Origin of the sequence: Peribacillus sp. S4, from assembly GCF_046715815.1 — a bacterium.
Taxonomy (GTDB): Bacteria; Bacillota; Bacilli; order Bacillales; family DSM-1321; genus Peribacillus; species Peribacillus frigoritolerans.
The window spans coordinates 2,302,412-2,322,940 of the sequence record NZ_CP175708.1 but is presented as its reverse complement, the minus strand read 5'-3'; the positions used below and the strand labels follow the sequence as shown (position 1 = coordinate 2,322,940).

Here is a 20,529-nt window from a genome sequence, read left to right as displayed (position 1 = left end):
ACAATCTCATAAAAATCAAATAGATACTAACGGGAATTGAATCGATAGGTAAAAGCCGGCCAACAGCAGGATGATAAAATACAGAATGAAACCATGGTCCATTTTTGAAAAACCAAATTCATAATAGTATGTTCGATCCCGAGTGTCTGTAAATCGCTTTGCCTCCATCGCAACCGCGATTCGGTGAGCACGTCTGATGCTTCCGGATAACAACGGGATGGAATAGGCTTTCATTTTAAAATAGACCGACCTTATCCCTTTTCCTCTTTCGAAACCGCGTACCTTCATCGCGTTTCGTATCGTTTGGAACTCCTCCATCATGATGGGAATCAGCCTTAATGCCGCCATGAAACTATAGGCATATTTCGGTTTAAGCTTAACTTGCTGCATTAACGAATAAAACAAGTTCACTGGTCTCGTCGTTAAGGAAAAAGTTAAACCAAGGGCCGCAAAGAACAAAGCTCGAAAGCCTACCAGTAATCCCCTCATGAAACTTTCTTCCGTAATCGATATGAGGCCCCACTCAAACCAAAGCGTCTCACCTTGCCCGAATAATATCATTGCAGAAGAGGTGGATATAAAAATGAAACAAAAGGGAATCGACAAAAGCAGGATGCGTTTTATCGAATGCCCGGTAAAAAACAAAAATAATATCAATACGCCAATGGTGATGTTCATCATATAATTCAGGTCATGAATGAATAACGCCACGATGCATAATACAATCAGTACACCAAGTTTAAGGCTTGGATTAATTCCATGGAGCCATGTTTCTGCGTTTGAAACATTCATCTACATGACACTCCTTTTAACTTTGGTCTCGACAAATCCGGCTTGCGCGATGTTTTTATCACTTATTACGTTTCCGCCCTTAACCGTCCAGATTCTGGTTGCAAAGTTTTTTGAAATATGTTCGTCATGAGTTACCATGATCACGGTTATTCCGCGCCTTCGATATTCCTCGAACCATTCCAATAATGCAAAGGTATTTTTCGAATCTTGACCAAATGTCGGCTCATCCAGGAGAATGATTTTTTTGTCGATTACGATTGATGCTGCTACGCTTAAGCGACGCTTTTGACCCATTGATAATTGAAACGGATGTTTATCCCGATGTGCCTCAAGGCGGAACACTTTAAGCAATGAGCGGACTCTCTCATCTATTTCTTGTTGCGGCCTTTTATCAATACGCAATGAATAAGCAATCTCTTCATATACAGTATTTGCAACGAACTGAAACTCAGGATTTTGAAAGACAAACGTCATATGATCCGTTGGATTTTTCACCATTTTAATGGGGTTCCCCAATAATTCATACGTACCTTTCGTTTTTATGAACTGCATCAATGCATGCAAAAGTGTACTCTTGCCCGCACCATTTTCTCCCCTGATCACAATCCATTCTCCTGAATGGACCTTCAGCTCTTCAACGTGTATTTTTTCCTCTTTATTCCGAAAACCGCTAAATCCTTGCACATCCAGAAGAGGTAAACCATCTGTAAATTGGTGTTCCCTAGTGGGTGCATACTTCTGTATATATTCATCCCAAACACCAGGGAACCAAATTCCATGTTCTCTCATTTCATTTTTATATAGGGAAATAATGGTGTCTCTTGGACCATCAGCTATGATTTGACCGTCATCGTTTAAAAGCACGATTCGTTCGATGAATTCTAAAACATGGTCAATTTTATGTTCGACGATAATAACCGTTTTGTCTTTTCCGACTTCCTTCAACAAGTCCCAGATTTCTTTCGTTCCTTCCGGATCAAGCATGGCTGTCGGTTCATCTAAAAATAGCACTTCTGGTTCAAGGGCCAATACTGAAGCGATTGCCAGACGCTGTTTCATCCCGCCTGATAATGTTTCTATACTTGTATGCCCTAGGTTCAATCCTACATTACGGATTTGATTTTCAATTTTCTCTTTCATTTCTTCTTTAGGGACGGAAAGATTCTCAAGGACAAAGGCAATTTCCTCATCGGCAAATGGCATGCAAAACTGGCTATCAGGATCTTGAAAAACATATCCCCATGAAGAAGGGCATTTCAATTCCTCCGCTTTCATCGGGACTTCGATGGAATTCGGAATCAATCCGCTTAACACTTGCAACAGAGTGGACTTACCACATCCTGATGGTCCCAACAATAGCACTTTTTCTCCTTGATCAAACGATAGTGATAGGTCCTTGAATATCAAAGATTCATCACCGGGAAATTTCATTCTTAACTTTTCAACAGAAACGATTGGTTCCATGGCCCTCAACCTCTACTTTTGATCCAGTTCTGCATAATCTTTATTTGAAACCGGACGCACAAGATTTGTTACTCCTGTTGCTTCCAGGACTTTAACTAAATAATAAGCGGTCACACCTGCAAAGAATATGGAACCCACAAATCTCGCTATCATGAATAACGATAGATTCCAAGTTGAAAGCGCACCTATTTCCCCGTATGCAAAATCCATGATAACTGATGCCAGGCAGGAAGCTATCGCAGCTAAAACGGCCACCGGCATATTGAATTTTTTATATTTGAAAGTCATGAACACCAGTTCCGCGAACAAACCTTGGACCACCCCATATAACAGTACGGTCAGCCCCCATGGTGAACCAAGGAAGAACTCCCCGGAAGCTGCAGCTATCTCCGCCAAAAGTGCCACACCCGGTTTCCGTAAAATTAAGAAGGCGACGGGGCCAGCTATAAACCACATTCCATAAATAAGTTGATCCAGATGTAATCCTAATGGTTTAACGGAATAATAAATCGAACCCCAAAGGATATAAACGATTCCAAATGCTACCGCAATCACGATCGTGACTAATATATCCGTTAATTTCAATCCTTTTTTCATTGTTTCATTCTCCTTTTATACTTCTAATGTTTCCTTATGAACGGCCCATGTCTCTAAACGATAAGCCATTTCCCAAAATGAGTATTCATATTGGCTGCTGAGAATAAAATGCTCTTTCATTCTCGCCTTATCTTCTTCAGTTACTTTTTCAGCTATCTCATCCAGCCTCGCAATTTGTTCTTCCACCAAAGTGCGGAACCACTCTCCTCCGTAAGCCGCTATCCATTCTTGATAAATCGGCTCTTCGGGCATGCACCCTTGCAGCTTTTCACCTATCTCATAATACAGCCAGTAACACGGCAAGATAGCTGCAATAACATCTCCTAAATGTCCCGAATATGCCGCACGATACATATGGGAAGTATAAGCATAGGCAGTCGGGGCAGGCTTGAAATCTTCCCGTTCTTCTTTTGTGATGCCTAATCTCTCGGAAAAATTCTCATGAAGCTTCAACTCCGCTTCATATGTTCCTTGTGCATGGCCGGCAAGCCTGCTTGTTGTATGTAAATCTGTAGCTTTGACTGCCCCTAAGGCTTGAACTCTAGCAAAATGAGATAAATAATAGGCATCTTGCATGACATAAAAACGGAAACACTCCAATGGCAATGTGCCATCTCCTATTCCTGCAACAAAAGGATGATTAAAACTAGCTTCCCAAATGTGATCAACTTCCTTACGGATTTCCTCTGAAAACTTCATGTCCATTACCTCCAAATTGTATTTTTTCATTGAACGTTACAGAAAAAAAACACTTATCACCCCTTTTTTTGCAAACAAAAAACCACTTTCTTAAACGTAAAGAAAGTGGTTGTACTTGAAATAATACGGAAATGTATAGTTCCAGACCCCACTTCCCTACGCTGGTATAAACCAGATCAGGTTCTAAGGGTCTTAAAGTCATACTTCAATCTCAGCTTTTGTGGGTAAAAAATCAACTTTTACCTATAAAGCACCCCTAGTGGTACAAATTGTATATTAAATTCATTTGCCTTTATATTAACACGATAAATCCAATTGTCAAACGTATTAGAAAAGTTTTCTTGATTTAGGGTTACTAAACTTTCAATCTTCCATCCCCTCTTTTCCCGTAGCCTTCAAAGAATTTGATCAAAGGGAGCTCAGTTAGTAGTTTACTCGTGAGTTTTGACGGTTTACTCGTGAATTCTGCTGTTTTACTCGTGAATTTGGCCGGTTTACTCGTGAATTCTGCTGTTTTACTCGTGAATTGGCCACTTGACTCGTGAATTCAGCAGTTCATTCGTGAGTTTTGCAATTTTACTCGTGAATTTAATGAATTCACAGTAATCCCCTTTTGAACTTTCCATCAAACCAGCTCACTATTGTGACGCCGGTTAGGGATTTCCCAAAGCAACTTCTCAACTCGCGCCCATCCACCTCATCACCTCCTACTCTTTTATTATGAATTCATTATAGTAAACTAAATATTTTTAAAAACCATATAATTTCATAATGTGAAATTATATGAAAAATTTATTTTTAATTGTGAACTATCAAAAGATCGCCACGAAGAAATGACTTTCATTACCGCATTATCAAAAATCAGTGTTAAACTAACCATGATCATTCATATTTCCAGCATAGTTAATAATGGTCTTTTTTTTTGGTTCTTGACTCGAATATTTGAAAGTGGTGAGGGAAGTTTCAATTTTTCGTTCCTTTAGAAAGTTCTACCAGTTAATTGTGGATATTCCTTTAAAAAAGAGTGTGGTTTTGAATTACCGCTACGAGGTAAAAGCTGTAATCGGAACAGGAAGCTACGGTATTGTTTATCGTTGCAATGATTTGAAAATGAATGAAAATATAGTGATCAAACAGCTCCGGAAAAGTAAACGCCGCAGCAAAAAAGAGCTGAAACAGTTTGAAAATGAAATTTCCATATTACGAATGTTAAACCACAGAAATATCCCTAAATTTCACGAGAAATTTTCGCAAGATGGAAATGTTTATTTTGTGATGGATTTCATAGAAGGGAATAATTTAGAAGACCATATTTTCTCGAATCAATTAACGTTCAATGAGAAAGAGTCTCTATATTTTCTGGATAAGCTGGTCGATTTAGTATGTTATCTACATGAGCATGACATTTTCCATCAAGATTTACGTATACCGAATATTCTACTTAAGAACCATCAGCCCATTTTGATAGACTTTGGTTTGTCCAAGATGATCAATTCGGACAACCTCGCTAAAGAATCCATTTTGCAGCTGAAAAGGCAGGATTTTTACGACTTGGGGGAAATACTTCTATATGTACTTTATACGACGTACGCTTCCAAAAGTAAAAAAGCACTTCCTTGGACAGAAGAGCTTTCGTTAGAAAAAGAAACCGTGCATATACTGAAAAGGTTATTAAGCATCCAAGAACCTTACTCAAATATTAAAGAAATCTCAATCGACCTGCAGGCTGTATTGAAGTCAAAGAATTGGAATTAGCTGCTGCTGCCGCGCCCTTTTCTTTTGTAGCGGTCACTTCCACTCATGGGATACCTTTTGTAGCCCCGGCTGCTGCTGCTGCTGCCTCGGCGATAATGACCATGTCTTCGCTCACTGCTGCCTTGGGAAAGCTGTTTGATTTTTTTCATTATTTTCTTCAGCATTTCTTTCACCTCTTTTATTTTGGTTTTAAAGCCTGTTATTCATTTAGCCTAACATAGTCACAGTATAAACCTTATTAATAAGTACTATAATTTTTTTTCATTTGTGTTACAGTCCATTACTGCTTCATGGATTCGGCTTTTTTCATTGTTGGTCATGGGAACGCCCTGATCCCTTCAATTTATTAAACTCCAAATGGCTCTTACAATATACGAATAGATGACAAAGTCGACTTTTTATCTTTTCCATTTCTGAGTCACATTCGGTATATATTATCTGTTTTTCGAATCAGTCAGTAAACAAAAAACCTGGCGCATATTTCATCGCCAGGTTTTTTTCTTCGTTCACCTTTTATTTTACAGCTTCTTTTAATTCCTTACCTGCTTTAAAAGCAGGTACTTTACTAGCTGCAATTTGTATTTCTTCGCCAGTTTGCGGGTTTCTTCCTGTACGGGCAGCACGGTCACGCACTTCAAATGTACCAAAACCAACTAATTGGATTTTTTCATCTTTAGCAAGTGTAGCCGTGATTGTTTCAAACAATGCATCCACTACTTTTTTTGCTTCGTCTTTTGTCAGTTCAGCTTGTGCTGCAACACTGCTCACTAATTCTGTTTTATTCATATGAACACCTCATCCTTTTATTTTGTATAAAATATGTAGAGAAGACAACATAACATATCTTGTATGCCTCTGTCACTTATTATGGCTAAATAAAAGGAATTGCAGCTCAAAATTGATCTTTCTTGCAGATAAAAGGGCCTTGATCAACATACTAAGCACGGTCTGACTCTTGTTCAACTTTCTGCAGTTTCGAGCTGCAGCCATTGATAGACGGTATCCATATCAATGTTTTCTTCCAGATGGGAAGCCAAGAGGTTATACGCTTCCTCCCTGCGCTCCGAGTCGCTTTGAACGTTTTCCTTCACTTCATCCAACCCCTTGTTCCGTCGAATTTGGTTAACCAGTAATCTAGTGAACAAGCGATTATGGAATATTCCATGGAGATATGTTCCCATAACTTGGTTGTCATTGGAAATGGCTCCATCCTCTCTTCCATCCTTCAATAATAGAAAGGGCCTTACTTGTGACTTCAATGTCGTTCTGCCTAAATGTATTTCGAAACCGTTAAGATTCATTTGACTTTCCATTATCCCAGCAGAAAGGACACCTTCCATTTGTACCGTCTTCTTTTCTGCTTGAAAGACGGTTTCCACCGGAAGAAGCGAAAGCCCTTCTGCGTTCTCACCATCACCCTCGATAGCATCAGGATCGAAAAGTTTAGTCCCTAGCATTTGAAAACCGCCGCATATGCCGAAGATCATCGTTCCTTGTTTCCGCCGTTCATCGATGGCCCGATCAAATCCCATACGTTTCAACCACTCTAAATCTTCCATCGTGTTTTTTGTACCCGGCAAAATTAGCAGATCGGGATTACCTAACTCATGGACACTGCTAACAAGTCGGACACCTACTCCGGGTTCATCGAAAAAAGGATCCACATCTGTAAAATTGGAGATCCGCGGAAATCTCAGGACGGCTACATCGATCGGAAACTCAGCCTTTTTAGGTTTTTTAAAACGTAAGGAAGAGAGGGCAAGTGAATCTTCCGCTTCAATATTCACGTCTAGATAGGGCAGCACCCCGAGGACCGGAATCCCGGTTTCCTTTTCCACCCATTCAATGCCATCGTCCAACAATTCACGCATGCCACGAAATTTATTGATGATGATCCCCTTTACACTATCTCGTTCTTCTTGATCCAATAAGGCAAGTGTCCCGATAATGGACGCAAATACTCCACCACGATCAATATCGGCCACTAAAATGACAGCCGCATCCGTGAGTTTAGCCATTCGCATATTTGCAATATCCCGGTCCTTAAGGTTAATTTCAGCAGGACTTCCTGCCCCTTCGAGTACTATGATGTCATATTCATCTTGTAGTTTTTCCACCGATTTACGGATGATGGGCATGGCTTCCTGGACAAATTGGGACCGATAGCTTTTTGCATTCATATCAAGAAAATGTTTTCCGTGAACGATCACTTCCGAAACCATATCCTGCTTTGGTTTCAGTAATATCGGATTCATATCAGTCGTTGCCGTTATCCGTGCTGCTTCCGCCTGTACTCCCTGAGCCCGTCCGATTTCACCGCCATCCAAGGTTACATAAGAATTCAAAGCCATGTTTTGTGATTTGAAAGGGACGACACGTAATCCTTTATTGGAAAATACCCGGCAAAACGCTGTACAAATCAAACTTTTCCCTACATCGGATGACGTCCCTTGTATCATGATGGATCGTGCCTTCATTACGCTCACCCCCTAAAACTCTAATCCTTTGACAGCACCGATACCCTCGTCATAATAATGCTTGGTCGCCTCAATCGATGAAACCAAATCCGCCATTTCCATAAGCTCTGGCTTGGCGTCCCTGCCGGTAATGACTATATGCATATGAGCGGGACGATTTCGTATTGCATCGATGACTTCAGCCAATGGCAAGACATCATCAATCGGGAATTTGGAAATGGCTAAAGCATTGTTCAGCTCATCCAAAACAAGTAAATCAATGCCCGGATCAGCAAGGGCCAGTTTCACCTTTTCCCAAGCTAACGCCAATGCATTGCGATGCTCTTCCGGGGTTTTGGTCCATGTGAAACCAATACCTAGCTGTTCCATTTTAACTCCTAATTTTCCCAATGCCAATGCTTCCCCATATGTACGCTCTGGAGATTTTATGAACTGAAGGTATTTGACATTCATTCCTCTGCCGATAGCCCTTAAAGTCACCCCTAATGAGGCAGTCGTCTTCCCTTTCCCGTTTCCGGTATAAATAAGCATTAATCCTCTGCGTGCCACTCACTCACCTACCCTCATAACCAAACTGTTTTTTCTATGTATGAAGTCCTTTTAGTAGCAGGAACCGGTTGATCTCCTTTTGGGTATCCGACAAAAATGGTGCCGATCACTTTTTTGTTATCCGGTGAGCCGATAAATTGGTGCAGGCGTTCATCCCTGACAAGACCCACTCCTCTAGTCCGCCAAACGAATCCAAGACCTAGCTCTTTTGCGGCAAGCCACATCGAATGGACAGCGCAACAAGACGCGAATACATTGTCTTCGGATGAATCTGGATCATCCGGCAAAATATCAGAAGTCACGACAATGATGAGCGGTGTCGTCTTAACAACTTCCAGTGAACTTTCAATCAATTTTGGTTTGGAAGGGAAGCGCTCATGCAGATACCTTTCTGCCAAACTTTCATAACGGTGCTTCGCTTCTCCCTTGATTACATAAAAACTCCAAGGTTCACGCAATCGGTCGTTAGGGGCATACGTAGCCGCTTCCAATAACTGCCTGATTTTTTGATCTTCCACTTCTTTTTCTTCGTAATTCCTTATCGCCCGGCGTTCCTTCAATTCTTGAATGATGGACATTCCAACTCATTCCCTTCCATAATGGACTCTGATTCAATCACTCTTTCAAACCAATGGATTTTTTCTCTTAATTGGACGACATCCCCTACTAGAAAGATTGACGGATTTTGAATTTCTTCTTTTACAGCCTTCGAAGAAATCGAATTCAAAGTGCCGGTGATCGTCCTTTGTTTATCTGTCGTGCCCCATTCAATGACGGCCACTGGCGTTTTACCGTCCCTGCCATGCTCCATCAATTTTTCACAGATGAACGGCATATTACCAATTCCCATATAAAAGGCAATGGTATCAATCCCTTGAGCCAATGCCTGCCAATTCAAGTTATCCTGCCCCTTGTAATCACGGCCATGGCCTGTCACAATGGCATAACTTGAGGCATGTTCACGGTGGGTTACCGGGATGCCCGCATAAGCCGGTGCTGCGATTCCCGCTGTGATTCCTGGGACGATATCATATTCAATCCCGTTAGCTGCCAGTATCTCCGCTTCCTCACCACCCCGCCCGAAGACAAATGGATCTCCACCCTTCAGACGGGTGACGTTTTTCCCCTGTAAGGCTTTCTCCACTAAAAGTTCATGTATTTCATTTTGAATGAGATGATGTTTCCCTGGTGATTTCCCGCAATACACCAGTTCTGCATCTTCTTTTGCATAGTTTAATAGTTCTGGATTGACAAGCCTGTCATATGCAATGACATCCGCCTTTTGGATACATTCCAGTCCATATACCGTAATCAATTTCGGATCTCCGGGACCCGCACCGACCAGATGAACTTTTCCCGGTTTCATGCTCGCGCCTCCTCTTAAGCTTCAAAAAATACCTTTTACTAGTTGATAGTTTCATGGGCAGATCTGTTTTTTTGTTTTAAGCAAGCATCAATCCAGTTCTTTGCAAGTGTTGGATTGGAAGCAAAATGAAAGTGGGTATACCCAGCAACAAGGTTGTCCAATACACACCCCTCTTGTTTCGAACCGAATCTGCCTTTGGCTTCATAAGCATGTGTAAGATCAGCATCCGCTTCAAATGTCGAGTAGTGGAATTCATGACCTTTTGCCTGCTCCATTTCGTTGATCAAAAAATTGCCTGGAGTTCCTGTTATTTCACGATATCCTAGTGCTGCCAGTTTTTTCTGCATTTTAATCCTGCCCGGTATCATTCCTGCCATCTGATGCGTTTCTCCGGAAGTCGTTTCAATCGATTTGCTCAAAAACATGAAACCGCCACATTCCGCCAGAGTCGGCATCCCCTTTTCTATGGTGCTTCTGATGGATTTGATAGCATCCACGTTACCGGAAAGTTCAGCTGCAAATTCCTCAGGAAAACCCCCTCCAAGGTATAAACCATCAGCATCCAATGGTACTTCATCCCCGTTTAATGGAGAAAAATACTTGATGTTCGCCCCATATGCTTCAAGTAATTCAAGGTTTTCCTGATAATAAAAATTGAAAGCTGCATCTTTTGCGACGGCAATGCACACGTCACTTTCATTTTGATGTTGAAATATATTTGAGTTCCCATTGGAAACGGGATCTGTCTTTGACAATCGGTATAACTGATCGATATCGATTGTTTCCATGACCAATTGTGCAAGCTTATCGAAAAACGGATTTAGTTCCCCGCGTTCAATCGCAGGAATTAAACCTAAATGACGGCTTGGAATATCAATATCCAATTCCCGCTTCATATATCCCAGCACCGGTACATCGCATTCTTGCTCAATGGCTGATTTGACGATTTTGTAATGGCCTACACTTCCCACTTGATTGGCAATGACCCCAATGATGTTAGGACCGGTCGAAAAGTCCTGAAATCCTTTTACGATGGCAGCTGCACTCCGAGCCATGCTGGCACAATTGACTACCAACAGGACAGGGCTTTGCGTGATGATGCTGATTTCAGCCGTCGATCCTGTATTGACTAACGGACTTTTGCCATCGAAGAAGCCCATGACCCCTTCGATGATTGATATATCAGCTCCGGCACCTGCTTTGTTAAGAATTTCCCGGACAGTGTCATGTTCGAACATCCAACTGTCAAGATTGCGTGAAACCCTTCCTGTAACTGCAGTATGATAAGTAGGATCAATATAGTCAGGACCACATTTGAACCCTTGAACGGTATAGCCTTTCTTCTGGAGGGCTGCCATGATTCCGATGGTCAATGTCGTTTTTCCGACCCCGCTTCCGGTACCCGCAATTACCAGTCTTCTATCGTTCATATTTGTTTCTTCCTCCTTAAAAAGGAATGATCCCAACTGATATGGTTACGTTTCCCGATTTTTTCTTAACAAGCTCCAATTGTTCAGCATTGGTATAAATCCTCACAGCCGGTTCACTCACACCATATGCACCCGTGTATTTAAACACTGTATCCGATGGCGCCTCGATTTTGGCTTGATTAAGCTCTTCGGGTTCATAATGCACGAATTCCCAGCCGTATTTTTCAACTACTTCAATCAAGCCGAGTTCGTCTTTCTTCAAGGAAATTGTACAGATAGCCTTAACGCTTTTTAATGAAAACGATAATTCGGCTAGTGTTTCTGCAATCACATGCTCAATTTCAGCAGCTTCCGTTCCCCTATTGCATCCGATACCGAGAGCGATGACCTTTGGACGATATACGATTCCATTTTCCAGGATCCTCTTTTCCGACTGCTTGAGCATGCGGTGAGTCACGACCAGAGCAGCTTGCGGCTTTGCTTGAAGCGCTTCTTCAATGGATGGGTATACGATAATTCGTTCAGGTAAAGCCGTATCATAATGCCACCAGTTCCGTTCCCCTGATTCCTGTACAACAGCAACATGCTCTTCATTTACAACGGACGCACTTACTGGCGTCAATTTTTCTGCTGAATCCCAAATCCAGCCGAAGCGCTGGCCGAATAAGTCGACAGGAATCGTTTTTTGTACATCAGAAGCCGTCGTGATTATGGCTCTTGCGTCAAGCGCTGCAGCCACTTCCTTTGTCAGTTCATTTGCCCCTCCCAGATGCCCTGAAAGTACACTGATAACATTTTCCCCTTTATCATCAATGACTACGACACCTGGATCCGTTTTCTTATCCTTCAAAATTGGTGCAATCATCCTGACTACTGCCCCGAGAGAAATAATTAGTATGATTCCTTTATATTCCTTGAACAAAGCTGGCAATAGCATACGGACACTGCCCGAAAAAAGCTGGATCTGTTTATGCTCTTCGTCCCCTTTTTCAAACTTGCTCATGTAATATAGATCCGAATTCGAAAAAACGGTATGTAATTTTCGTGCCAGCTCGACGCCATGCTTTGTAATCGCTACGATCGCATAAGTATGGGACCGTTTAATGGGAGCAAGTTCCGCTTCTTTCAATTCAATGATCATGGTTTAACACCTTTTCTGAAACCGTGGGTAAAGCTCGCATCATATAGTTTGGAACGGTATTCATCTTTATCATGGATGTCAGGGTCCAAAGCCCATCCAGCCAAAATCATCGCGTGCTTGCGGATACCGTTTTGACGCATGGCATCATCTAAGTTCACTAATGTGGTACGGACAATTTTTTGGTCCGGCCATGTTGCCCGTTGAATGACTGCGACCGGTGTTTCATCCTTCCAACCTGCTTCCTGAAGTTCTTTAACGATTTTTTTTGTCAAGGTCGCACTCAAGAAAAGGGCAATCGTACAATGATGACTAGCCAAATCACGTAATTTTTCAAATTCCGGAACAGGCGTACGTCCTTCAGCTCTCGTTAATATGAGTGTCTGGGTTAAATCAGGGATAGTCAGCTCTGCTCCTATTGCCGCTGCTGAGGCGAATACCGAACTCACTCCAGGGATCACCTCATAACCAATACCCTCTTTCTTCAATAGGACAATTTGTTCCATGATTGCACCGTACATGGCAGGATCCCCTGTATGGATTCTGGCAACCATCTTTCCTTCTTTAACACGATCGACCATGATGCCAACAATTTCTTCCAAATGCATTCCAGCCGTTTTTAGCACCTCAGCATCGGGTTTTGCCTTAGCAATCAATTCTTCATTCACTAATGAATCCGTATATAAAATCACATCGGCCGTTTGGAGAATGTTCAATCCTTTTACAGTAATCAAATCCGGATCACCCGGGCCGGCCCCTACAATATATATCTTCATTTTCTCACCACCATCAATGTTAAGTATTCTAGTTCAAGTCCTTCCAATTCACTCACTTTCCAAATCACTTCTTCATCGGAAGTGACTTTGGTTACGACCGAGGCCTTTTCAAGTAAGTCCAAATCTTTTAAAACGGAAATCATTAAATCGATGACCTTTGCCACTTTGATGAACACCACGGCATCATGATCTTCGATCGCCTTCTTCATCGCTTCATAATCATCCCTTGCAGGAACTATCGCAACATGATCATCACCATCAGCCAAAGCGATGCCCAGCCTTGACGCTGATCCATTAAAGGAAGAAATGCCTGGGACCGTCTTGATTTCGACTTCAGGATGCAACTCCTGCATCAATTTCATCATATGTATGAACGTACTATATAAAAGCGGATCGCCTTCCGTAACGAAAGCTACATCTTTTCCTTCGTTTAATTTTTGCCAAACCTTTTCAACCGTTCCATTCCATTCCCGATCCAAGATGGCTTGATCTTTCGTCATCGGAAAAACAAGGCCCAGCATCTCCTTCTCTTCAGGACGAATGTAAACTTCAACAATGCGATGGGCGTAGCTTTTACTCCCTTTTCTTTTTTTTGGATACGCAATGACCGGAGATTCCTGAATCACGCGAAATGCCTTTACCGTAATAAGTTCTGGATCGCCTGGGCCCACGCCAAGGCCATATAATGTACCAAGATTACTCATTCATGTCTTCCTTTCGTTGTGCAGTAATGATATAAACCGGATTAAGCGGTACAAATCTGTTCATTCCCAATATTGGCTTACTTCTGGAGATTTGCGCATGCATGATGGAAGTGTGAAAACCAGCTTCAGCAAATGCCTCATTAGCCCGGTAAAGATTCTCAATCGTCGCAGCATTCAGAACGATCCTGCCGCCAACTTTAAGCCGTTTGCAGCAAGTATTGATCAGCTCTCCCATTTCGCCGCCGGTCCCGCCAATGAAGATCGCATCAGGATCTGGAAAAGTTTCCAATCCCTGCGGGGCTTTACCATGAATCGCCGTTATATCGGTACGGAATTTACGTTGGTTTTGATAACAGTTTTCTAAATCAGGCTCATTTTTTTCAATTGCGAAGATTTGACCTTCCGATGCAAGCTTGGCCGCTTCAATTGCCATTGAGCCCGTACACGTCCCAACATCCCAAACTATGCTGTTTTTCCTTAGCTTCAACGCATGCAGACTCAATACTCGAATTTCCTTTTTGGTTATGAGGCCTTTGTCCGGCTTACGCTGCGAAAATTCTTCATCCTCTATCCCCAAGGACCAGCTTGGACCTTCTGATTTTCTTTTCAAAATGACGACATTCAAGGGAGAGAATTCCCGCTCCGTCATTTCATCTAGTTCATACCAGCCAGATTCTTCGTCTTCTCCTTGAAGGTTTTCAGCCACAAATGCCCGGTATTCAGTCATTCCGAATGAAAGGAGATATTTAGCCAGTTGATTAGGACTATTTTCACTGTCTGTAAGTAAGGCCACTTTCGCTTTCCCATCAATTCTTTGGGCCAGCCCTTTCATGCTGCGGCCATGAATGCTGACGAGAAAGGCATCTTGCCAGCTTTCCCCCATTTTTGCGAAAGCAAGCTGAATCGAACTGAAATATGGGTAAACCTCCATGTTGATTTTGCTGGAAAGATAGCCTCCCATTCCATAAAACAGTGGGTCACCGGAAGCTAGGACAACCGTTGGACGAGTTTCATCCTGCAGTTGCTCCACGACCTTTTTCAAGCCGCCCTTTATGACAATCTTCTTGCCAGAATAGTTCGGAAAGAAGGATAAGATCCGTTCACCTCCGACCAGCACTTCACTATCTTCTATCCATTGGGCATATTGAGGCAGTAAGCTTTCCTGACCGTTATCCCCTATCCCAATTAATTTAATCGATTTACTCAATTCCAACAGCCCTTCCCAGTAATTGTCCTTTCAACGAATAAATCGCCGTTTCCATTTCAATGCCGCCCTTCACCTGGTTAATGGCAGAGTGACAGCAGGATTCACATAGTTTATTAAAAAAGTCAAAGTTATTAATGGCTGACATCATATCCCCGACTTGTGACGCTGTGTTTGCATTCTTGATTTCAAGAACAAGATCATCTTCAGCTCCGACGCTTTGGGCTATTTCCGATAGAAAACCAAAGTCGACCGGGGCACTTTTTGAATGCACCATCATCACACCTTGGGCCACTTTGGAGAATTTACCCATCATGCCGACCAGTGATACCTTTTTAATTCCCTGCCTCTTACATTGCTTAAGTGAGAAGCCCACAAAATCACCCATTTCAATAAAGGCTTCCTCAGGTAAGTCTGGAAGAAGGCCCATTGCATACTTTTCACTGCGCCCGCCAGTCGTTAAGACTAGATGCTCACACCCACTCGCTTTGGCGACACTGATAGCCTGTACGATACTTGCCATATAGGCGGAACTGGAAAAAGGGACGACAGTGCCCCTTGTTCCCAAAATGGAAATGCCTCCCACAATCCCCAAGCGGCCATTTAATGTCTTTTTCGCTATTTCTTCACCTGCAGGTACGGAGATGACGACTTTCACTCCTCTATTGATCTTAAATTCTTCCAATGTTTGCTGCACAGTGGTTAAAATCATTTTGCGCGGTACAGGATTAATAGCCGCTTCCCCTACAGGAACGGGAAGCCCGGGTTTGGTCACACGACCAACTCCGGTCCCTCCATCCAAGATAATCCCAGGTGCATCGGACCAGCTGACAGTAGAGATAATAAGGGCCAGATGTGTGGCATCGGGATCATCTCCGGCATCTTTAACCGTTTCTGCACTAACCGCATTTTCCGATATTTCATATTTCTCAATAGTGAAAGTGGCATCTCGGCCAATTGGCAAGGAAATCGTTGCCTCCTCTAGTGCATCCCCCGTGATCAATGCAGTCAATGCCGCTTTGGTCACGGCTGTCGAACATGCTCCCGTCGTATATCCATGACGCATTTGTGAGGGGTCTTTTTTCACTTTCTTTTCCATGTTTTTTAACTATCAGCTAAAAGGGAAATCGCGTTCAATGCGGCAACAGTGACAGTACTTCCACCTTTTCGGCCAATATTCGTAATGAATGGAACTTCTGTGATCTTAGCGAGTTCCTCTTTCGATTCTGCTGCAGAAACAAACCCAACAGGCATTCCAATGATTAGGTCCGGTTTTGCAATCCCTTCTTTAATGAGGCGAATGAGCTCAAGTAAAGCGGTAGGTGCATTGCCAATGGCATAAATGCCCCCTTCATTTTCCTTTACAGCTTTTTGCATCGAAATGATTGCCCTTGTCGTATTCAAACGTTTTGCCTCGACCATCACATCCGGATCTGAAATATAGCAATGAACGTCCCCGCCGTGTTTTTGAAATCTTTTTTTGCCTGTGCCGCTCTCGATCATTTGCACATCAGCAATGACATGCCTTCCTTTGCGAATGGCTTCCACACCAGCTTGAATGGCATTTGGGTGGATGATGACACTTCTTCCCAATTCAAAATCCGCTGAAGCATGAATGACCCTGCGGACGATTTTCCATTCATCTTCAGAAAAATCATGATTGCCCATTTCTTCAGCAATGATTGAAAAGCTATAATCATATATTTTGTCAGGGTCTACCGTGAGTGGTTTAAAATCTGTTTTAAAATCCATCTTGCATTCCTCCTATTTTTCAATTAGCTGTTTATTCAACTCGGCAATGACATGATCAAAACTGGAATGAACATTCTGATAGTCGACATCCGGTCGAGATATCATGATTGTCTCAATTCCACATTCCAACGCGGCTTCCAATTTCTCATCAACCGCACCGACCTTGCCACTTTCTTTCGTTATCATCAATGTGACCCCATATTGTTCATATAGAGCTTTATTTAATTCTTTGGAAAATGGCCCTTGAATCGCAACGATATTTTTTTGTTCAATGCCCAACTGCGCACATTTTTCCATATTGTCCATGCGTGGCAGCATTCTCGCTATGACTCTGGTATTCTCGAGCCCCACCAATTCTTTTGCAAACACGGCTAGGGTTTTACTTCCGGTCGTGAGCATGATGACTCCCCGTTTTTCTGCGGCAAGCTTGGCAGCTTCCTCATAATCACGAACAACTATCAATTTATCATTCTGAAACCGTTGACTTTCACGCTCATAACGAATATAAGGAACATTTGCTGCCTTTGCTCCGTTAAGGGCGTTTTTGGATGCTTCTTCGGCAAATGGGTGACTTGCATCGACTACAGCCTGAAAACCTTTTGCAGAGATTAAAGATGTCATATCTTCTGCAGATAATCGGCCAATCCGGGTGGATATCCCTGCATCCTGCAAACTCTTAGCAGCCGATTCGGTTACAACAGTTGCCAAAACCTTGTACCCCACCTGCTGCATCTCAATCGCTAATTCCCTTGCATCACTTGTACCCGCCAAGAACAAAATCATTTTGATGTCCCCACCGCTTGCCCATCATGATCGTGGTGATGATCATGGTCGTGGTCGTGATGGTGATCATGATCATGATCGTGGTCGTGATGGTGATGATGGTGAGCATGTCCATGTTCCTCGACATGTTTACGATAGTTTTCCAAATCACGCGCCCCGCTTGATTTGCCTTCACTGGCTTCAATTACTCGTTCTTGCAGAATGTTCTGTAAGGTTGGATGGTATCCAAAATACTTTGCCAATATGAATTCTCGATCATGATATTGCTCTTGATAGCCTTTCAGCATATCCTCCATTCTTTCCATCAACACCCCAGTGAAGAGGAAATATGGCAGCATCACAATTTTTTTTGCCCCTAATCGGATGCATCGTTCAATACCTTCATCCACGTGAGGGTCCGTTACACCCATGAAGGCTGTTTCGACCCATTTAACGCTTAATTTTTCCCATAATAATCGTGAAATTTTATATATATCACTATTGGCATCAGCATCACTGCCACCTCGGCCAATTAGCAATATCGCTGTCTCAGAATGTTCAGAGGTCGTATCGAATCCCGCTTCCTCAAGACGGTCTGTCAGGATCGTCAATACATCATGGTGGACCCCGATCGTTTGGCCGTATGTGAATTTCACTTCTGGATACTTGGTTTTCCCATCCTCTATTTCAGCTGGGATATGTAATTTCGAATGTCCTGCATGCAACAAAATGATCGGTATGACGATAACTTCAGTAGCCCCTCGTTTTACACAATTATCGATTCCTTTGGATATATTCGGTGCCGCAAATTCCAAGAAGCACGTTTCCACTATGAAACGCCCGTCCATTGCCGGAATCATATTTTCAATAAAATGACGGACTTCTTCATTTCCCGAAGCCAACCGGCTTCCGTGTCCTACGAACAAAACTGCTTTCATTTACTTTCCCCCTCTTGATTAGTCTTCACAAGGCGCAGGCTCTATGTTTATTTTGGGAGCGATGTCCTGATAAGAAAAATTCTGTATCTTTTTCGAACGTTTGAAGTATTTAAAAAGCCGCTCATTTGGATGGGCATTTTGCTTATACTCGCCGACAATGTCCGTGATCAGTTCTACAAGCTGTTCCGGTTCAATGCCTTCCGCTACCGGCTGACCCGGATGGGCTGTTCTTCCAACCGGTTTAGCTCCAAGAAATAAGTCGAACTTCCCTTTTCGGAAGACAATCCCGATATCATCCATCACAGCACTATAACAAGCCATCCCACACCCATTAAAACCGATGTTCAGTTCCTTGGGCATGCTCATTCCGCCAAGCACCCGGTGTATTTCGTCCGCATAAGGAATGGATTCCGCTTTTTCACCATCACAGAAATCACAGGCTTTTAATGTCAGTACATCCCCAATCGGCGACAAAAGAAAGTTTGCTGATTGCAATTTCCCCGTAATGACTTCCGGATCCATTGTCGGGATCTTTAAGACGATTTTATGATTTGGCGTATATTCCATCGTTCCCTTTTCCCCGACAACTTCCGCAAGTGTCATCATTTGTTTGGGAGTGAATTGTTTATTCGCCACACCTGGACTAACGGCAAGTTCGAATACCGACTCCATTTTTTGCTGAACAATCGGCTGAATGGACTGCTTAACGGCTTGACCCTTGACTCTTGACAGGGCCTCCATTGCCATTTCATAGGAAGCTGGCTTCTTTTCTGGTGCTTTTGTAAGTAATCCAACTCCTCCAGCGGAATCGGTTAAGGCTTCTTGATCTAATGCCCACGGTTCCGCTTCTTTTTGCAGTCGCTGATGCGGCTTCAATGTTTGCTTTTCCGAATTCAGCGTATATTTTCTCTGATAGCCTCTTGGTGTGATGATTTTGTCATCATATAAAAAGGTGGATGAATTACCGATAATGACGGTTGTCAACATTCCAATATCGTGATTCAACATATCCTGCAAATTGGTTATGACAATATCCTGCCTATCGCGATAAGCACTTTTCACCAACCCGACAGGTGTATCCGGCGAGCGGTAGCGAAGGAGAATCTTCTGTGTTTCAACAATTTGCCGGGTCCGCCTGCCGCTGCGCGGATTATAAAGCGCAATGACAAAGTCTGCCATTGCAGCTGCTTCAACCCTTTTAGCGATCAGTTCCCAAGGAGTTAAATGATCACTGAGGCTGATCGTACACGAATCGTGCATGACGGGCGCCCCAAGTAAAGACGCACATGAGTTGATTGCAGAAATGCCAGGAATGACTTCAATGCCCACTCCAGTTTCTTCTTTCCAGCCTTTTTCAATCAATACTTCATAAACCAACCCTGCCATCCCGTAAACTCCGGCATCCCCACTGGAAATCACCGCCACTTTCTTTCCCAGCTCCGCTTGTTTCACTGCTTCCTGTGCACGTGATACCTCTTCAGTCATCCCCGTACTAATGATCGTTTGATCTGTTAGCAGTCCCTGAATGAGTTCAACATAAGTTTTATAACCAATGATGTAGTCACTTTCTTGAAGGGCTTCGACGGCACGTTTGGTAATGTGTTCAAAATTCCCGGGCCCAAAGCCCACGACGAATAATTTACCGTTTGTACTCATTAAGACATCTCCTTTTACGCTTTGTTCTTTGAAATACCCGTATGAGCAGGAAAATCTGGATTAGGGGCCATTTCCCCGTCATTGTACTGATAGATCATCTGTGAAACAAACTCACCATCATCGATATTACTGACGATCTGCCGACCGAAATCAGGCGTTTCCACTCGATACCAGTTTCCTTGGGGATAGGCAATCACAACGCAGGCATCCTTACATCTTCCGTTACAGCGTGTCCTCGTTGTATGGATTTTCAGATCCAGTCCTTTTGAAGCAATTTCATCGCGAATCGCTTGGGTTACTTCTTCCCCGCCCTTTTTCATGCAGCTGCTCCCATTACAAATCAACAGATGCGTATTTGTACCCGTCAAGTTCCAAGTAGTCATCTTCTTCCTCCTAGGTTCAGGGAAAAGGCGAAATAAAAAACCTTAACATAAGAGTCAAGGTTTTAAAAAAACTATATGAATGAGGAG

At 42.9% G+C, this 20,529-nt stretch carries 22 protein-coding genes and 1 riboswitch; of the genes, 2 read left to right on the top strand and 20 right to left on the bottom strand.

What is annotated here, in order from left to right; translation table 11 throughout:
- Positions 1–15: 15 nt before the first annotated feature.
- Genes ACJ9PY_RS11080 through tenA form a run of 4 tightly spaced genes read right to left on the bottom strand, consistent with a single transcriptional unit; the run spans position 16 to position 3,552 of the window.
- On the bottom strand, positions 16–792 hold the full coding sequence (locus tag ACJ9PY_RS11080) for an energy-coupling factor transporter transmembrane component T family protein (RefSeq protein ID WP_057275908.1): 777 nt from the start codon (positions 790–792) through the stop codon (positions 16–18).
- Positions 793–2,256 carry an ABC transporter ATP-binding protein gene (locus ACJ9PY_RS11075; protein WP_411740017.1) on the bottom strand — a complete coding sequence of 488 codons (1,464 nt, stop codon included), beginning with the start codon at positions 2,254–2,256 and terminating at the stop codon, positions 793–795.
- Between the two features lie 12 nt (positions 2,257–2,268).
- On the bottom strand, positions 2,269–2,853 hold the full coding sequence (locus tag ACJ9PY_RS11070) for an ECF transporter S component (protein ID WP_063576397.1): 585 nt from the start codon (positions 2,851–2,853) through the stop codon (positions 2,269–2,271).
- Positions 2,854–2,868: 15 nt separating this feature from the next.
- Positions 2,869–3,552, bottom strand: a complete 684-nt coding sequence (gene tenA, locus ACJ9PY_RS11065; protein ID WP_411740016.1) for a thiaminase II — start codon at positions 3,550–3,552, stop codon at positions 2,869–2,871.
- 136 nt (positions 3,553–3,688) lie between these two features.
- Positions 3,689–3,820, bottom strand: a riboswitch (TPP riboswitch).
- A 758-nt stretch (positions 3,821–4,578) separates the two neighbouring features.
- Between tenA and ACJ9PY_RS11060 the strand changes: the two genes are divergently transcribed.
- Complete coding sequence (locus ACJ9PY_RS11060) at positions 4,579–5,307, top strand: protein kinase domain-containing protein (protein WP_411740015.1); 729 nt, start codon at positions 4,579–4,581, stop codon at positions 5,305–5,307.
- Positions 5,298–5,528, top strand: coding sequence for a hypothetical protein (locus ACJ9PY_RS11055; protein WP_411740014.1), 231 nt, complete (start codon positions 5,298–5,300; stop codon positions 5,526–5,528). Before ACJ9PY_RS11060 ends, ACJ9PY_RS11055 begins: the two co-directional genes overlap by 10 nt.
- Before the next feature lie 292 nt (positions 5,529–5,820).
- Here the strand turns inward: ACJ9PY_RS11055 and ACJ9PY_RS11050 are convergent, their stop codons facing one another.
- The 16 genes from ACJ9PY_RS11050 to ACJ9PY_RS10975 form a co-directional block, all read right to left on the bottom strand.
- The gene (locus ACJ9PY_RS11050; RefSeq protein ID WP_034312477.1) at positions 5,821–6,093 is read right to left on the bottom strand and encodes an HU family DNA-binding protein; all 273 of its coding nucleotides are present in this window, start codon (positions 6,091–6,093) and stop codon (positions 5,821–5,823) included.
- Between the two features lie 173 nt (positions 6,094–6,266).
- Entirely contained in the window at positions 6,267–7,784 is a 1,518-nt protein-coding gene (locus ACJ9PY_RS11045; RefSeq protein ID WP_106026512.1) for a cobyric acid synthase, read from the bottom strand.
- A gap of 12 nt (positions 7,785–7,796) precedes the next feature.
- Positions 7,797–8,333 (bottom strand): cob(I)yrinic acid a,c-diamide adenosyltransferase, encoded by a 537-nt coding sequence (locus tag ACJ9PY_RS11040; protein WP_048678477.1) that lies wholly within the window; start codon positions 8,331–8,333, stop codon positions 7,797–7,799.
- Between the two features lie 14 nt (positions 8,334–8,347).
- Positions 8,348–8,911, bottom strand: coding sequence for a nitroreductase (locus ACJ9PY_RS11035; RefSeq protein ID WP_411740013.1), 564 nt, complete (start codon positions 8,909–8,911; stop codon positions 8,348–8,350).
- Entirely contained in the window at positions 8,890–9,699 is an 810-nt protein-coding gene (gene cobA, locus ACJ9PY_RS11030; protein WP_098866418.1) for a uroporphyrinogen-III C-methyltransferase, read from the bottom strand. Before cobA ends, ACJ9PY_RS11035 begins: the two co-directional genes overlap by 22 nt.
- A gap of 38 nt (positions 9,700–9,737) precedes the next feature.
- Complete coding sequence (locus ACJ9PY_RS11025) at positions 9,738–11,129, bottom strand: cobyrinate a,c-diamide synthase (RefSeq protein WP_411740012.1); 1,392 nt, start codon at positions 11,127–11,129, stop codon at positions 9,738–9,740.
- 16 nt (positions 11,130–11,145) lie between these two features.
- Complete coding sequence (locus tag ACJ9PY_RS11020; RefSeq protein ID WP_411740011.1) at positions 11,146–12,270, bottom strand: cobalt-precorrin 5A hydrolase; 1,125 nt, start codon at positions 12,268–12,270, stop codon at positions 11,146–11,148.
- Positions 12,267–13,043, bottom strand: a complete 777-nt coding sequence (gene cobM / locus ACJ9PY_RS11015; protein WP_048678465.1) for a precorrin-4 C(11)-methyltransferase — start codon at positions 13,041–13,043, stop codon at positions 12,267–12,269. Before cobM ends, ACJ9PY_RS11020 begins: the two co-directional genes overlap by 4 nt.
- Positions 13,040–13,747: a precorrin-2 C(20)-methyltransferase gene (gene cobI / locus ACJ9PY_RS11010; protein ID WP_057275921.1), complete on the bottom strand. Its 708-nt coding sequence runs from the start codon at positions 13,745–13,747 to the stop codon at positions 13,040–13,042. The genes cobM and cobI overlap by 4 nt, the downstream gene beginning before the upstream one ends.
- The gene (gene cbiE / locus ACJ9PY_RS11005; protein ID WP_411740010.1) at positions 13,740–14,954 is read right to left on the bottom strand and encodes a precorrin-6y C5,15-methyltransferase (decarboxylating) subunit CbiE; all 1,215 of its coding nucleotides are present in this window, start codon (positions 14,952–14,954) and stop codon (positions 13,740–13,742) included. The genes cobI and cbiE overlap by 8 nt, the downstream gene beginning before the upstream one ends.
- Complete coding sequence (locus ACJ9PY_RS11000) at positions 14,947–16,050, bottom strand: cobalt-precorrin-5B (C(1))-methyltransferase (RefSeq protein WP_411740009.1); 1,104 nt, start codon at positions 16,048–16,050, stop codon at positions 14,947–14,949. The genes cbiE and ACJ9PY_RS11000 overlap by 8 nt, the downstream gene beginning before the upstream one ends.
- 5 nt (positions 16,051–16,055) lie before the next feature.
- The gene (locus tag ACJ9PY_RS10995) at positions 16,056–16,703 is read right to left on the bottom strand and encodes a precorrin-8X methylmutase (protein WP_034312499.1); all 648 of its coding nucleotides are present in this window, start codon (positions 16,701–16,703) and stop codon (positions 16,056–16,058) included.
- 12 nt (positions 16,704–16,715) lie between these two features.
- Positions 16,716–17,486, bottom strand: a complete 771-nt coding sequence (gene cobK / locus ACJ9PY_RS10990; protein WP_063576404.1) for a precorrin-6A reductase — start codon at positions 17,484–17,486, stop codon at positions 16,716–16,718.
- A complete protein-coding gene (locus ACJ9PY_RS10985) occupies positions 17,483–18,403 on the bottom strand; it encodes a sirohydrochlorin chelatase (protein WP_411740008.1) in 921 nt (306 codons plus the stop codon). Before ACJ9PY_RS10985 ends, cobK begins: the two co-directional genes overlap by 4 nt.
- 18 nt (positions 18,404–18,421) lie before the next feature.
- Positions 18,422–20,059: a precorrin-3B C(17)-methyltransferase gene (gene cobJ / locus ACJ9PY_RS10980; protein WP_145505839.1), complete on the bottom strand. Its 1,638-nt coding sequence runs from the start codon at positions 20,057–20,059 to the stop codon at positions 18,422–18,424.
- Between the two features lie 14 nt (positions 20,060–20,073).
- Positions 20,074–20,442, bottom strand: coding sequence for a (2Fe-2S) ferredoxin domain-containing protein (locus tag ACJ9PY_RS10975; RefSeq protein WP_411740007.1), 369 nt, complete (start codon positions 20,440–20,442; stop codon positions 20,074–20,076).
- Positions 20,443–20,529: the final 87 nt, after the last annotated feature.